The organism is Halogeometricum limi, assembly GCF_900115785.1.
Taxonomy (GTDB): Archaea; Halobacteriota; Halobacteria; order Halobacteriales; family Haloferacaceae; genus Halogeometricum; species Halogeometricum limi.
Map to the genome: position 1 here is coordinate 583,363 of NZ_FOYS01000002.1, position 13,761 is coordinate 597,123.

12 protein-coding genes are annotated in these 13,761 nt (G+C 66.8%); 4 read left to right on the forward strand and 8 right to left on the reverse strand.

The genetic code is table 11. From position 1 onward, the window contains the following. Positions 1-42 precede the first annotated feature (42 nt). On the forward strand, positions 43-1,236 hold the full coding sequence (locus BM282_RS07910; RefSeq protein ID WP_089878952.1) for a right-handed parallel beta-helix repeat-containing protein: 1,194 nt from the start codon (positions 43-45) through the stop codon (positions 1,234-1,236). Here the strand turns inward: BM282_RS07910 and BM282_RS07915 are convergent. The 7 genes from BM282_RS07915 to purB form a co-directional block, all read right to left on the reverse strand. After that, a complete protein-coding gene (locus tag BM282_RS07915; protein ID WP_089878955.1) occupies positions 1,227-2,180 on the reverse strand; it encodes a phosphoadenosine phosphosulfate reductase family protein in 954 nt (317 codons plus the stop codon). The two genes, BM282_RS07910 and BM282_RS07915, sit on opposite strands and share 10 nt — an antisense overlap. Before the next feature lie 210 nt (positions 2,181-2,390). After that, positions 2,391-3,362: a phosphoadenosine phosphosulfate reductase family protein gene (locus tag BM282_RS07920; RefSeq protein WP_089878958.1), complete on the reverse strand. Its 972-nt coding sequence runs from the start codon at positions 3,360-3,362 to the stop codon at positions 2,391-2,393. A gap of 230 nt (positions 3,363-3,592) precedes the next feature. Continuing rightward, complete coding sequence (locus BM282_RS07925) at positions 3,593-4,156, reverse strand: DUF7110 family protein (RefSeq protein ID WP_089878960.1); 564 nt, start codon at positions 4,154-4,156, stop codon at positions 3,593-3,595. 205 nt (positions 4,157-4,361) lie between these two features. After that, positions 4,362-4,703 carry a glutaredoxin family protein gene (locus tag BM282_RS07930; protein ID WP_089878963.1) on the reverse strand — a complete coding sequence of 114 codons (342 nt, stop codon included), beginning with the start codon at positions 4,701-4,703 and terminating at the stop codon, positions 4,362-4,364. A 57-nt stretch (positions 4,704-4,760) separates the two neighbouring features. Beyond that, entirely contained in the window at positions 4,761-5,399 is a 639-nt protein-coding gene (gfcR, locus tag BM282_RS07935; protein WP_089878966.1) for a transcriptional regulator GfcR, read from the reverse strand. After that, complete coding sequence (locus tag BM282_RS07940; RefSeq protein ID WP_089878968.1) at positions 5,383-6,462, reverse strand: glucose 1-dehydrogenase; 1,080 nt, start codon at positions 6,460-6,462, stop codon at positions 5,383-5,385. The genes gfcR and BM282_RS07940 overlap by 17 nt, the downstream gene beginning before the upstream one ends. Positions 6,463-6,699: 237 nt before the next feature. Further along, a complete protein-coding gene (gene purB / locus BM282_RS07945) occupies positions 6,700-8,091 on the reverse strand; it encodes an adenylosuccinate lyase (protein WP_089878971.1) in 1,392 nt (463 codons plus the stop codon). Between the two features lie 168 nt (positions 8,092-8,259). Here purB and purH point away from each other — a divergent pair, with 168 nt between their 5' ends. Next, a complete protein-coding gene (gene purH, locus BM282_RS07950) occupies positions 8,260-9,837 on the forward strand; it encodes a bifunctional phosphoribosylaminoimidazolecarboxamide formyltransferase/IMP cyclohydrolase (RefSeq protein ID WP_089878974.1) in 1,578 nt (525 codons plus the stop codon). 30 nt (positions 9,838-9,867) lie between these two features. On the opposite strand, the gene BM282_RS07955 is transcribed toward purH, so the two are convergent. After that, the gene (locus BM282_RS07955) at positions 9,868-10,305 is read right to left on the reverse strand and encodes a universal stress protein (RefSeq protein WP_089878977.1); all 438 of its coding nucleotides are present in this window, start codon (positions 10,303-10,305) and stop codon (positions 9,868-9,870) included. A 110-nt stretch (positions 10,306-10,415) separates the two neighbouring features. Here BM282_RS07955 and folP point away from each other — a divergent pair, with 110 nt between their 5' ends. Together folP and BM282_RS07965 are read left to right on the forward strand one after the other, a co-directional pair. Next, the gene (gene folP, locus BM282_RS07960; RefSeq protein ID WP_089878978.1) at positions 10,416-12,950 is read left to right on the forward strand and encodes a dihydropteroate synthase; all 2,535 of its coding nucleotides are present in this window, start codon (positions 10,416-10,418) and stop codon (positions 12,948-12,950) included. A 56-nt stretch (positions 12,951-13,006) separates the two neighbouring features. Continuing rightward, a complete protein-coding gene (locus BM282_RS07965; RefSeq protein ID WP_089878981.1) occupies positions 13,007-13,759 on the forward strand; it encodes an NRDE family protein in 753 nt (250 codons plus the stop codon). Positions 13,760-13,761 lie beyond the last annotated feature (2 nt).

Here is a 13,761-nt window from a genome sequence, read left to right on the forward strand (position 1 = left end):
GGTGGTGGGTACCCGTGGCGCGACGCCAGCGGAGTGACCATAATGAGAAACAACCGAATAGTGGCGACGCTGGTCGTCGCACTGGTGGTCGTTGGAGGGGCGGGTGCCGAGGTAGCGTACGCATCGGCGACACCGGTGGATGCCGTCGAACAGGTGCGTCTGTCGTCGTGTACGACGCTGACGACGCCGGGAGCGTACACGCTCACCCGAGACGTGGTGAGCGAGACGTACGACTGCTTCCGCGTCGAGAGCGGTGGCGTCGTCCTCGACGGCGGCGGTCACTCGGTCACGCCGAGCGACCGCCTCCGCGTGACCGGCGAGCGACTGGGGATGCCGACGCCGAGTCACGTGGGTGTCGGCGTTCGCGTCGTCGGCGGGTCGGACGTCGTCGTCACCGACTTCCGGTTCGCGGGGTTGGACGTCGGCGTCGTCGTCTCGGGCGCCTCGGACGTGACCGTCGCCGACGTCGACGCGGAGAACAGCGCAACCGGCGTCCTCGTCGAGTCGTCGTCGAACGTCGTCCTCGCGGACGCACGCGTGACCGGCAGCGTCGAGGACGGCGTCGTCTTCCGCGCGGTGCGGAACGGTACCGTCACCGAGAGCGTCGTGACTGACGGGCGCGTCGCGGGTCTCGTCTTGCAGTCCGTCGAGAACGGGCGAGTCGACGGCGTGACCGTCGACGGCAACGCGGGCGACGGCGTGTTGGTGACCGACGCGACCGGTGTGAGACTGGCGAACGTCTCGGCGAGGTCGAACGGTGTGGGCGTCCTCCTGATGGACGCCAGCGATGTCGAGGCGACGCGTCTCGAGGCGGACGCGAACCTGTTCGCCGGTATCGGACTCGTCAGGTCGGACGGGAACCGTTTCGCCGACGTTCGCGTCGGCCGGACGACCGGGACCCAGCGGGTCGTGGACGCGCCGAGCGAGGTGTGGCTGTACGCGTCGGCGGAGAACTGCTTCGCGGACGTTCGCGTCACGGACTCGTCCGGGTGGGTCGTCTACGCGCGAGACGGGTCACGGGAGAACCGATTCGTGAACGTCGAACGAGAAGAGACGGCCGTGTCGTTCGTCGGAAGCGACGCGGCAGTGGCGTTCGCCGACGCCCACGCGGTGACGGACGCAACCGACGCGCGTCAGGTCGGCCCACTCGTCGTCGAACCGACCGGGCCGGACTGGTCGTTCCGTCGCGGCGTCGGTCCTAAAGGAGGCTGTATCGGCCGACCGAGTTACATGTAGCCGAGGTCGCGGAGACGGCCCATCAAGTCCTCTTTGTCCTGCGCGCGTCCCGCGCGTTCCTTGCTCGCGCCGAGGTCCTGCACCCACGCGGGGCGGTCGTCGGACTTCGCAGAACCGGTTTCGGTGCCGAGCGAACGGAAGCCCTCGAAGTACTTCGGCGAGACGGGGATGTCTTCGGCCGTGAGACCCTCGGGCATGTCGTCGGCGCTCTCGGGGACGTAGCCGACCGGGTAGCCCTCGGCGGCGTCGGGGACGATGTAGTTCCAGAACGCCGCCCAGATGTCGGCCTCCTCGAACTGGAGGATGGAGTGGACGCGGTCGTGCGGGGGGTACTTCTCCGAGTCGTGGCGGGCGGAGAAAAATGTCTCGTTCGCGCGGGACTCCTGTTCGTCCCAGCGGACGCCCGAGAAGATACCGTCGAACTCGTACTCGGTGACGACGTCGTTCAGCGCCACCGTCTTCAGGAGGTGGTTCCCCTCGAAGGAGTCCGCATCGAGAGTGAGCGTGTCGCCTTCGAACGCCAGTCGTTCGAGTTCGCGGCGGTTCGTCTCCGAGAGGTCCGCGAGGGGAATCTCGTCGCCGGGCGAGGCACCGAGACGCTCGAAGTCCTCGTTGCGCGCGACGACGAGGTCGAGGTCCCAGTTGTCGGTCCATCGTTCGACGAACTCGACCGTCTCGTCGAAGTGCTCGAAGTGGTCGATGAAGACGACGGGCGGTACGTCGACGCCCATCTCCTTTGCGACTTCGCGGACGACGTAGAGGACGACGGTGGAGTCTTTTCCGCCGGTCCACATGACGGCCGGGCGCTTGTACTGTTCGAGGGCCTGTTGGGTCACCTCGGCGGCTTTGGCCATCTTGTCGTCGAGCGTCGGGTAGTCCGCGGCGCTCTCACCGCGGCCGGCGTCGTAGTCGATAGTAACGTACGAAGGGAACGTGGAAGTCATCGAAACGACCTATCGTACGGTGAGGATATCTACTTTTGCGTAGCTATCTGTTCGCACGAATCAGTCGCACTCGTGGGGAACGAATCGCCGAATAACGAGAGAGAGAAGCGGTACCGCGACCGAATCGGTGTTTAGTTCGCGTCCGGACGTATCAGGACACGTGATATGCGTCCGCACGGAGGGGAGGGCTGTGAACCGTGACGTCCCGGCTTACATGTAGCCGAGGTCGCGCAGGCGTTCCATCAGGTCCTCTTTGTCCTGTGCGCGGCCTGCGCGCTCGGTCGTGTTCTCCATGTCCTGCAACCACGCGGGTTCCTCCGTCGTCTTGTCCGTCGACACTTCGCTTCCGAGCGAACGGAATCCGGCGAAGTACTTCGGCGAGACGGGGATGTCTTCCTGCGTGAGTCCGTTCGGCAGGTCGTCTGCGGACTGCGGGACGTAACCGTCCTCGGGGAAGCCCTCGACGGTGTCCGGCACGACGAAGTTCCAGAACGTGTCCCAGACGGACGCCTCGTCGAACTGGAGGATGGTCTGGATTCGGTCGTGCGGCGGGTAGATGTCGGGGTCGTGACGCGGCGAGAAGAACGTCTCGTCCGCGCGGGCCTCTTGCTCGTCCCAGCGGACGCCGGAGATGACGCCGTCCACGTCGTACTCTTCGAGCGCGTCGTTCAGCGCCACCGTCTTCAGGAGGTGGTTACCCACGTACGTGTCGAGCAGGAACGGGAACGTCTCGTCCTCGTACTCGAGCAGGTTGCGGACGTGGTGCTGGTTGTGCTCGGAGAGTTCCGAGATGTCGATGTCGTCGCCGGGCGTCAGTTCGTTCTCCTCGACGTAGGCACCCACGTCCTCGTTTCGGGCGTAGATGACTTCGAGGTCCCACTCGTCGGCCCAGTGGTCGACGAAGTCGTGAATCTCGTCGAAGTGCTGGTAGTGGTCGATGAAGACCGCCGGGGGCACGTCGTAGCCGTGCTTCTCGGCGACCTCTTTGATGAAGTACAGACAGAGCGTGGAGTCCTTACCGCCGGTCCACATCACGACGGGGTTCTCGTACTGTTCGAGACCCGTCTTCGTCACTTCGATGGCCTTCTCTATCTTGTGCTGCACCGTGGGATAGTCGTCGGGAGTCTCTCCTTCGCCGTCCGTGTAGTCGACGTCGAGGTAGTCGGGGAAGCCTTCTGGCATACAGTAATTACATCTAATTACAGCCCTAAAGTGTCTTTTGTCCGGCGCAGGCCGTGCGACCGACCGGCAGGAGCCTCCAACGCGAAGCTATCCGTTTCAGTGACTGAATCTCCGCGTGTCCTGTTGCGCACGGAGTGACAGAAGTCGCTCTGCGTGCGAGTTTCGACCGACAAATCGTGAACGTTCTCCGTCCGACGCCGGTACACGACCGGGACGAGACGACGGGAGAGTTAGCTGATGAACTTGTTGTCGCGCCAGTTGACGCCGCCGCTTCCGGACCCACCCTTCGAGGGGTTCTCCACCACTTCGATGGTCGCCGGGCGTTCGTCGCCCTCGACGATACGCGTGGCGTGCAGTTCGTCGTCCGCCTCGGTGATGGCCGTGAGCGTCCCCTTCTCCGCTATCTTCGCGATCTCGCGGAGGACGAGGAACATGGGGTACTGGAGCGCGGTGTTCTGCAGGACCGTCTCTCGGTCGCCTTTGAAGCAGGCGAACTCGACGAGTTCCGAGGGAATCTCCTCTTCTTCTTCGCCCCACCGCGGGGCACCGGCGCGCGGGGGTTCCTCCTCGTACACGCGGTTCTCCGTGACGCTGGCTTTCAACTGCGCCGTCGGCGTGTACTTGCTGAGGTTGTCGTCGGCCGCGACAGCCTTCAGTATGAGCGTGTTGTTGCGGCGAGTGACTTCGACGTCGTCGACTTCTGGCGGCAGTTTGGGGTCGTTCTCGAAGTAGTCCATAACGTCTTCGAGTGGCAGTTCGAGTGTCGAATGAAGTCGGTATACGCGGCCTGACATTGTTTGAGGTAGTATCGGTGTATTGGCGCGCGGCGGCGCGGCGTCGATACCTGTGTAACTGTACGTCCTGCGAACTTATATGGCCTACTCTTTGATTCGCTCGCTCGACAGATAATTTAGTTCGGCGAGAGAGGTCGTCGCCGTCGGCGGATTCGCCGCCGCGTTCGTCGGCGAGCGACACCCGAAAGCGGGGTCGTCCCCGCTCTCACGCCGTGAGCGTCTCGCCGAGTTCGTCGCGTTCGTCGAGTTCCGCGAGGATGTCGCTCCCCCCGACGAACTCGCCGTCGACGAACGTCTGCGGGATGGTCTCCCAACCGCTGTGTTCTTTCAGGGCCGCGCGGTACGCGTCGAGCGCGGGGAGGACGTCCACCGTCTCGAACTCCTCGCGGTGCTTGCCGATGAGTTCGATGGCGCGCGCGGAGTAGCCACACTGCGGCATCAGACGGTTCCCCTTCATGAACAGCACCACGTCGTTCGACTCGATGAGTTCGTCGACGTGTGCCTGAATCTCGTCTTCGGACAGGTCGCTCCCGGGTTGGAAGGTCATGTGCGGGGATACGTAGCGACGCGACAAAGGGGTTGCGTCGTCGCCGCTGAGACGCGGTTACTCGCGCCCGACGCCGACGACGTCGATGAGCGAGTAGACGGGGACGCCGTCTAGCTCTTCGAGACCCTGCTTGTCGACGACGACCACGCAGGCGACGGGTTCGCCGCCCTCCTCGCGGATGGCGTCGATGGTCTCTTTCATCGTCGTCCCAGAGGTGACCGTGTCGTCGACGACGTAGCACTGGCGGTCGCGAATCTGCGCGAAGTTCCGCGAGAACGACCCGCCGAGTTCGTCGATATCGCCCTCTTCCCACTGATGTTTCGCGGGCGCGTACGTCCCCAGGTCGGTGTCGAGTGCCTGCGCGACGAACGTCGCGAGGGGTGCGCCTGCCTTCTCGATGCCGATAGTGAGGTCGACTTCCTCCCCGTCGTCTTCCAGGAGGTCCGCCATCGCGCGGGCGACGTAGTCCATCCGCTTCGAGTCGCGCCCGATGGCGCTCCAGTCGACGTGGATGTCCTGCGGCCCACTCGGGGGGGCGGCGTCGCTCCCCTGGGACGGACTCGACGCACCGCTTCGGTCGACCAGCCAACTCGCCGTCTCGCGCGAGACGTTCAACTCGTCCGCGATTTCGCCTTTGGACAGACCACGGTCCGCGAGTTCTGCCGCGCTCGCGATGAGGTCATCGACGTTCTTCATACGTGCTGAATTGAACGGCGGTTTTTATAGTGGTATCGTCGTCATCGAATGCCGCCGCGAAGTCGTCGAGGCCGTAGACGTTCGTGACGAGTGCGTCGGTGAACCACTCGGGCATCTCCGCGAGTGCGTCGACGGCCGACTCGAAGTGCGAGACGTTCGAGTTGACGCTCCCGACGAGCGCTTTGTTGTGCAAGACGAGTTCTCTGTGGATGTCGCCGCCGTCCACCTCGAACTCCCACGACCCGGGGACGCCGAGGAGTGCTGCGACACCGTTCGGCGCGAGGGCGTGAACGCTCTCGAAAGCGTGTTTCGCATACCCCGTCGCCTCGTAGACGAGGTCCATCGCCTCGTACTCCTCGGCGAGGGCGGACACCGGCGTGACGCGCGAGTCGACGTACGTCGCGCCGAGTTCCTCCATGATGTCTATCGTCGGGTCCGGTCGGTCGCGGCGGCCCAGACAGTACAGACGCTCGTAGCCGAGTTGGTCGCGCAGGAGTGCGAGCGTCAGGAGTCCGAGGCTCCCGTTGCCGAGGACGATGGCCGACTCGGGGTCCCACTCGAAACTCGACCGGGAGGCGTAGGCGAGTTCGACGGCTTTCTCGGTGATGGAGACGGGTTCGACGAGGAATCCGAGGTCGGCCAACGACGCGGGAATCTTCACGAGGTAGTCCTCGTGGCTGACGAAGTACTCCGCCATGAACCCGTGGTCGCCGACGATGCCCCGTTCGTGGTACATCCCCTCGGGTGCCATGTCGGCCTCCCCGCGTTCGAAGTACTCGTTGCCGCCGTTGGGCGGCCGTCGGACGGTGGGGACGACGACGTCACCGACGTCGAAACGCGTCCCGTTGGGCTCTTCGACGACGCCCACAGCCTCGTGTCCGAGGACGAGGTGGTCTTCTCCCTCGGGAAACCCCCCGTGTCCGCCGGAGATGACCTCGTGGTCGGTCCCGTCGACGCCGACGCGGAGCGTCCGAACCAGCGCCTGTCCGGCGTCTGGTACCGGGCGTGGCTTGTCCACGAGGACCGGTCGTCGTTCACCCTGCTTCACTGCGATAGCTCTCATACCCCGTCCGTATGAGCTACCCCACCAAAAGATTTATTCTATCATGAGTAAAGGATTGACCACGGTGAGTGCCACGTCGTGCCAGCCCACGACGCGTCACAGTCTGTCCAGCCCAACTCCTGTTCGCGCTCACCGCACCCGTGCCACTTTCACACGTCGTGAGCGACCACGCCGAGAAAGAGCGGTTCGCCCCCGGACCGTTCGCTCGCCGCACCGTTCGCCCGCCGAACCGGCCGGTCAGTCGTCGAGTTCGTCCACGAGTTCGTCGCCGAGGCCGACGTACGTCTCCGGCGAGAGCGCGCGGAGTTCCTCGCGCACCGACGCCGAGACGTCGAGTTCGTCGAACAGGTCGCGGAAGTCCGACAAGGTCACCGCACGCCCGCGCGTGAGCGCTTTCACCCGCTCGTACGCCTCGGTGTCGCCCTCGCGACGGAGGATTGTCTGGACCGCCTCCCCGATGAGTTCGGGGTGACCCTCTAGTTCCTCGCGCATCACCCGTTCGTTGGGGACGACCTTCCCCAGACCCGCGTCGGTCTTCCCGTAGCCGATGAGACAGTGCGCGAACGCCGCGCCGACGTTCCGCTTCACCGTCGAGTCCGACAGGTCGCGCTGGAGTCGCGAGTTCGTCACGTAGTCCGCGAGGAACGTGAGGTCGGCGTTCGCCTTCGAGAGGTTGCCCTCGCTGTTCTCGAAGTCGATGGGGTTCACCTTGTGCGGCATCGTCGACGACCCCGTCTCCCCCTCCGTCGTCTCCTGTCCGAGGTAGCGCTGGGAGACGTAGAGCCACACGTCGCGGTCCAGGTCGAGGAGGACGTTGTTGACGCCCCGGAGGGCGTCGAAGAGCGTCGCGAGGTCGTCACAGGGGTTCACCTGCGTCGTCAGCGCGGTGTGTTCGAGGCCGAGACGGCCGACGAACTCGCGGGAGAACGCTCGCCAGTCCACGTCGGGGTAGGCGGCGACGTGCGCGGCGTACGTCCCCGACGCCCCGGCGAGTTTCCCCGAGAGGCCGTCCGCGGCCCGCGTCACTCTGGCGAGTTGTCGGCCGAGACGGGCGGCGTAGACGGCCATCTCCTTTCCGAACGTTGTCGGCGTCGCGGGTTGCCCGTGCGTCCGCGCGAGCATCGGCGTCGCACGGTGCTCCCGAGCGAGCGTCGTCAGTTCGTCGCGCACGTCTCCGATTGCGGGAACCAACACCTCCTCGACGGCCGGTTTCGCGAGGAGTCGCTGTGCGAGGTTGTTCACGTCCTCCGAGGTGAGGCCGAAGTGAATCCACGGGTGGACCCGTTCCGGCGTCTCCGTTCGGAGGAAGTACTCGACGGCTTTCACGTCGTGGTTCGTCGCCGCGTACCCCGCCGCGCCCTCCGTCTCCAGTCGCTTGACGAGTCGCGCGTCGTCGCCGTCGAACGCGTCGGCGAGTCCGGCGATAGCCTCGCGTTCGCCCTCGGAGAGCGTGAGCGACGTGGCTTCCAGGTCCGCGAGTGCGAGGAGGTACTCGGCTTCGACGCGGACGCGGGCACGCATCAGTGCGGCTTCGCTCGCGTAGGGAACGAGCGGTGCGGTTCGACCGGCGTATCGGCCGTCCAGCGGCGAGACGGCGGCGAGCGGGTCCGAACGAGAGAGGTCGTCCATGCGCGAGGATGCCTGCGGACGGTGCAAAAGCGTATCGATGGACTATCCCACTCTCGTGCATACCTCGCCGTCCTCTTCGCCTCACTACCCCTCTTTGTATACTCGAACGTGCATACTCACCCCGGAGAGACCGCAACTGTTTTTCTCTCGGCCCGAGGGACTTCGAACATGACCAAGATTGCCGGTCTGGCGAGCAATCGCGGGCGGAACCTGCTTCACATCGACGAGCGAGCACCCGGCGGCGCGGAACTCGCCGTCGTCCTCGCGAACGAGGAGGGCGCGCCCGTCCTCGACGCGGCGGCCGAACGCGGCATCCCGACGGAAGTCGTCGAACGCGACGCCGACGAGTCCCGCGAGGAACACGAGACGCGCATCCTCGACACGCTCTCGGGGTACGACTTCGACCTGGTCTGTCTGGACGGCTACATGCGCATCCTCACCGAGACGTTCGTGGAGGGCGCGCCGACGACGTTCAACGTCCACCCGTCGCTTCTCCCCTCGTTCCCCGGCATGGACGCGCACGAACAGGTGCTGGACGCGGGCGTCCGGATGACCGGCTGTACGGTCCACGTCGTCACCGAAGCCGTCGACGCCGGCCCCATCGTGACGCAGGAGTCCGTCCCCGTCTACGAGTCCGACGACGAGGACTCGCTGAAGACGCGCGTCCTCCACGAGGCGGAGTTCACCGCCTACCCGCGTGCGGTCCGCTGGTTCGCCGAGGGCCGAATCGACGTCGACGGCGACACCGTGACCGTCGACGGCGACGAAGGGGGCGACTTCCCCGAACGCCGCCTCGTCTCCGACGACAAGGTGGACGAACTGCGCTACGGCGAGAACCCACACCAGGACGCCGCCGTCTACGCCGACGACGCCTGCGAGGAGGCGTCTGTCGTCCGCGCGACGCAACTGAACGAGGGCGCGAAGGCGCTGTCGTACAACAACTACAACGACGCCGACGGCGCGCTCAACCTCATCAAGGAGTTCGACGAACCCGCCGCGGCCGTCATCAAACACGCCAACCCCGCGGGCTGTGCCACCGCGGACACGCTCGCGGCGGCGTACGAGGACGCACTCGCGACGGACCCGATGAGCGCGTTCGGCGGCATCGTCGCGCTCAACCGCGAGTGCGACGCCGAGACGGCGGAACAGATAATCGACTCGTTCAAGGAAGTCGTCGTCGCGCCCGGCTACACCGACGCCGCACTCGACGTGCTCACCTCGAAACAGAACCTCCGCGTCCTCGACGTGGGCGAACTCGGCGAGCGAACCGACCGCCTGACGGAGAAGTCGCTCGTCGGCGGCCGACTCGTCCAAGAGCGTGACCTCTGGGCACCGACCGAGGACGACCTGGACGTCGCCACGGACACCGAACCCACCGACGAGCAACTGGAGACGATGCTGTTCGCGTGGAAGGTGCTGAAGCACGTGAAGTCCAACGGCATCGTGTTCGCCGACGGGACGGAGACGGTGGGCGTCGGGATGGGACAGGTGTCCCGCGTCGACGCCGTCCGCCTCGCCGCGATGAAAGCCGAAGAACACGCCGAGGGGAAGGGACCGGAGGGAGCCGTGATGGCCTCGGACGCGTTCTTCCCGTTCCCGGACGGCGTCGAGGAGGCCGCGAAAGCGGGAATCGGTGCGGTCATCCAGCCCGGCGGGTCGGTGAACGACGAGGACGTCATCGCCGCCGCAGACGAACACGGCATCGCCATGGTGTTCACCGGTCGACGGACGTTCCGCCACGACTGACGCACCGACCGACACGTCCCGCGGGACGCCTCACTCCCGACCGATACTCACGACGAGGACGGGCCGACTCGTGTTCTGCACCACCCGTTCCGTGACGCTTCCGAGACTGGCGAGTTTGTCGCGTCCCGTCCGCCCGTGCGTCCCCATCACGACCATGTCCACGCCGTGTTCGTCGGCGTAGTCGAGCACGCAGCGGTAGGGAACGCCGTCGCGGACGGCCGTCGTACACGACACGTCCGACGCGCGCACCGTCTCGGCCACGTCGTCGACGGCGGCCACGGCGTCGTCGTGCAGCGACTCCCGTAACTCGTCTTTCTGGTCTTCGCTCGCCGCGAGGTAGAGTCGGCGGTCCACGACCGAGAGCACGTGTATCGTCGCGCCCGACAGCGTCGCGACTTCGAGTGCGTGTTCGAGCGCCTTCGCCGTCCCGTCGCTCCCGTCCGTCGGCACGAGAATCGAGTCGTACATGGCCGGGGGTTCGACGGCCAGCGTAATCAACGTCGGCCCCGTCGGCCGTCCTCGCGGCGGACTCCTCTGTCGTTCGACAACCCTAAGCGCGGCCCTCGTGAGGTTCGCGTATGCAGTATCACGAAGCGGTGCGGTTCCTCTTCGACCTCCGCCGGTTCCAGGTCAAACCGGGGACGGCGTCGGTTCGAGCGCTCCTCGCCGAGTTCGACGACCCCCACGAGGACGTGACGTTCGTACAGGTAGCCGGGTCGAACGGGAAGGGAAGCACGGCCCGCATGACCGAATCCATCCTCCGAGAGGCCGGTCTGACGGTCGGTCTCTACACGTCGCCGCACTTCCAGACGGTCCGCGAACGCGCCCGCGTCGACGGGCGGAAGATACCCGAGGCGGCCGTCTGCGAGTTCGTCGAACGAGCGAAACCGTGGTTAGTCGAACGCGCCGCCGACGGCGAACCGCTGACGTTCTTCGAGGTGGTGACGGCGCTCTCTCTCTGGTACTTCGCGGAGGCGAACGTCGACGCGGCCGTCCTCGAAGTCGGGATGGGCGGCGAACTCGACGCGACCAGCGTCGTCTCGCCCGTCGCCGCCGCGGTGACGAACGTCTCGCTCGAACACACGAGCGTCCTCGGCGATACGATAGAAGAGATAGCCGAGACGAAAGCGGCCGTCGCCCCCGAGTCCAACCCCCTCGTGACGGGCGCGACGGGTGCGGCGTTGGCGACTATCCGCGACCGAGTCGGGAGCGTCGTCACCGTCGGCGACAGCGGGGCCGACGGAGACGGTGACGATGACGGTGACGCGGACGCCCCCGACGTGACCGTCCGGTCGACGGGGCGAGTGAACCATCAGGAGTCCGCCGTCGTCGTCGACGGCGACGGCTGGCGCGTCGACGGCGCGGTTCCCCTCCTCGGCCCGTATCAGGCCGAGAACGCCGGTATCGCGTGCGTCCTCGCCCGGCAGGTGGCCGACGCCTCGGGCGCGGAACTCGCGGAGACGACGCTCGAACGCGGCCTCCGCCGGGCCGACTGGCCCGGTCGGTTCGAGGTGATGCAGACGGACCCGTACGTCGTCCTCGACGGCGCGCACAACCCCGGCGCCTGCGAGTCGCTGGCGACGGTGTTCGACGACTTCGCCGTCGACGAACTCCACCTCGTCTTCGGCGCGATGCACGACAAAGACCACCGGGCGATGGTTCGCGCCCTCCCCGACGCCGACAGCGTCGTCACCTGCCGACCGAACAACCCGCGCGCGGAGGACCCCGAGACGCTCGCGCGGGTGTTCGAAGACGGCGGCGTCGAGGACGTGACCGTCGGCGACGACGTGGCCGCCGCCGTCGAGACGGCACGCGAACGCGTCGACGAGGACGACTGCGTCCTGGCCGTCGGGTCGCTCTTTCTCGTCGCGGAGGCGCGGGCGACGTGGACGCGCACAGTTACGCCCGCGACGGTTCGCGACGCCGACGACGCGGCCGCCCTCCTCGAACGGGCGCACGTCCCCGCCGACGACGCACTCGCCGCCGCCGAGGACGGCGTCCACCGAGTGGTCCACCTCGCTCTCCAATCGCGGGAGGCGACTCGGCTGAAGGAGACGATGCTGGCCGTCGGCGGCGACTGCGCCACCTCGCGGGACGACACCAGCGGCGAACTCACCGACGTGGTTCTCATGGGTACGCGCTCCGAGTACGACCGATTGACAGAACGCCTCGCCGACGGCCCGTACGGACTGCCGGCCGTGGCCGCCGATGTGCGGGAACGCGTCGGACTCGGCGAAGTGGGCGACGCCGACGCGGACGAGACAGACGCCGGTGCGGGCGAGTCGCGCGACTACCCGTGGGACGACCGAACGGCCGTGATGGGCATCCTGAACGTCACGCCCGACAGTTTCCACGACAGCGGGGAGTTCTACGACGCCGCCGACGCCCTCGAACGGGCGGAGTCGATGATAGACGCCGGCGCGGACATCATCGACGTGGGCGGGGAGTCCACCCGACCCGGCGCGGACGAGGTGCCCGTCGACGAGGAGATTCGCCGCATCGTCCCGGTACTCGAAGCCCTCGCGGACGTGGACGCACTCCTCTCCGTGGACACGCGGAAGGCCGCCGTGGCGGAGGCGGCACTCGACGCCGGCGCGGACATCCTCAACGACGTGACCGGCCTCGAAGACCCGGCGATGCGGTTTCTCGCGGCCGAGAGAGACGTCCCCGTCATCGTGATGCACAGCATCGACGCGCCCGTGGTCCCCGGAAAGGACGTCGACTACGACGACGTGGTGTCGGACGTGATAGCGGAACTCGACGAGCGACTCCTCCTCGCGGAGAAGGCGGGCGTCCCCCGCGAGAACGTCGTCGTCGACCCCGGAATCGGCTTCGGGAAGTCGAGAGCCGAGAACTTCGAACTGCTCGACAGACTCGGCGAGTTCGACGCTCTCGGCTGTCCCCTGCTGTTCGGGCACTCGCACAAGTCGATGTTCGAGTTGGTGGGAAGCGAGGCGGGCGACAACCTCCCGGCCACCGTCGCGGCGACGGCACTCGCCGCCGAACGCGGGGCCGACATCGTCCGCGTCCACGACGTCGAAGAGAACGTCACCGCCGTGAACGTGGCGTTGGCGACGCGGAATCCGGGGCGGTTCGCGGACGGACCCGAGTAGTCGCCGCCGGACCGAACCGCCGAACCGTTTTCTCCTCCGTCCCCGTACCGTCGTCCGTGTGTACCCTGACCATCGCGTGGCAGGCGTTCGACGCCGCGCCCGTCGTCGTCGCCGCGAACCGCGACGAAGCCCTCGACAGAGCCTCGAAACCACCCGCTGTCGTCGACGGCGACCCGGCGTTCGTCGCCCCCCTCGACGTGCAGGCGGGCGGAACGTGGGTCGGCTACAACGAACGCGGCGTCTTCGTCGGCGTCACCAACCGCTGGGTCGACGTCGAGGGCGGCGGCGAACGCTCGCGCGGGCAACTCGTCCGCGACGCCCTCCGGAGCGAAAGCGCCGCGAAAGCGCGTGAGACGGTCGAAGCGGCCGTCGCCACCGACACCTACGACGGGTTCAACCTCGTCGTCGCCGACGCGACGGACGCCTTCCTGTTCGAGTGGGACGGAACGCTGACGACGACGCGACTGGACCCCGGCGTCCACGTCGTCGTCAACGTGGGCACAGACGGCGACTACTTCGAACCCGAACGGCGTCCCGAGGTGGGTGCCGAACAGGCGAACAACGCCCGTCGCGTCCGCGAGGCGTTGACGCCCGCCGACGCGTCCGCGTCGCCGGAGGCGTGGCGCGAACGCGCGGCGTCGGTCCTCCGCGACCACGACTACGGCGTCTGCGTCCACGACGACGAGGGGCGGTACGGGACGCGTTCGTCGTCGCTCGTCACGCTGTGGGCCGACGACGACGCCGAGTACGCGTTCGCTCCCGGCCCGCCCTGCGAGACGGCGTACGAACCCGTCGAAAGTCAGCTTTAAAC

Excerpts from the sequence above, each read along its gene's own strand:
- BM282_RS07910 (WP_089878952.1), top strand. The coding sequence starts at position 43 with ATGAGAAACAACCGAATAGTGGCGACGCTGGTCGTCGCACTGGTGGTC.
- BM282_RS07915 (WP_089878955.1), bottom strand. The coding sequence starts at position 2,180 with ATGACTTCCACGTTCCCTTCGTACGTTACTATCGACTACGACGCCGGC.
- BM282_RS07920 (WP_089878958.1), bottom strand. The coding sequence starts at position 3,362 with ATGCCAGAAGGCTTCCCCGACTACCTCGACGTCGACTACACGGACGGC.
- BM282_RS07925 (WP_089878960.1), bottom strand. The coding sequence starts at position 4,156 with ATGTCAGGCCGCGTATACCGACTTCATTCGACACTCGAACTGCCACTC.
- BM282_RS07930 (WP_089878963.1), bottom strand. The coding sequence starts at position 4,703 with ATGACCTTCCAACCCGGGAGCGACCTGTCCGAAGACGAGATTCAGGCA.
- gfcR (WP_089878966.1), bottom strand. The coding sequence starts at position 5,399 with ATGAAGAACGTCGATGACCTCATCGCGAGCGCGGCAGAACTCGCGGAC.
- BM282_RS07940 (WP_089878968.1), bottom strand. The coding sequence starts at position 6,462 with ATGAGAGCTATCGCAGTGAAGCAGGGTGAACGACGACCGGTCCTCGTG.
- purB (WP_089878971.1), bottom strand. The coding sequence starts at position 8,091 with ATGGACGACCTCTCTCGTTCGGACCCGCTCGCCGCCGTCTCGCCGCTG.
- purH (WP_089878974.1), top strand. The coding sequence starts at position 8,260 with ATGACCAAGATTGCCGGTCTGGCGAGCAATCGCGGGCGGAACCTGCTT.
- BM282_RS07955 (WP_089878977.1), bottom strand. The coding sequence starts at position 10,305 with ATGTACGACTCGATTCTCGTGCCGACGGACGGGAGCGACGGGACGGCG.
- folP (WP_089878978.1), top strand. The coding sequence starts at position 10,416 with ATGCAGTATCACGAAGCGGTGCGGTTCCTCTTCGACCTCCGCCGGTTC.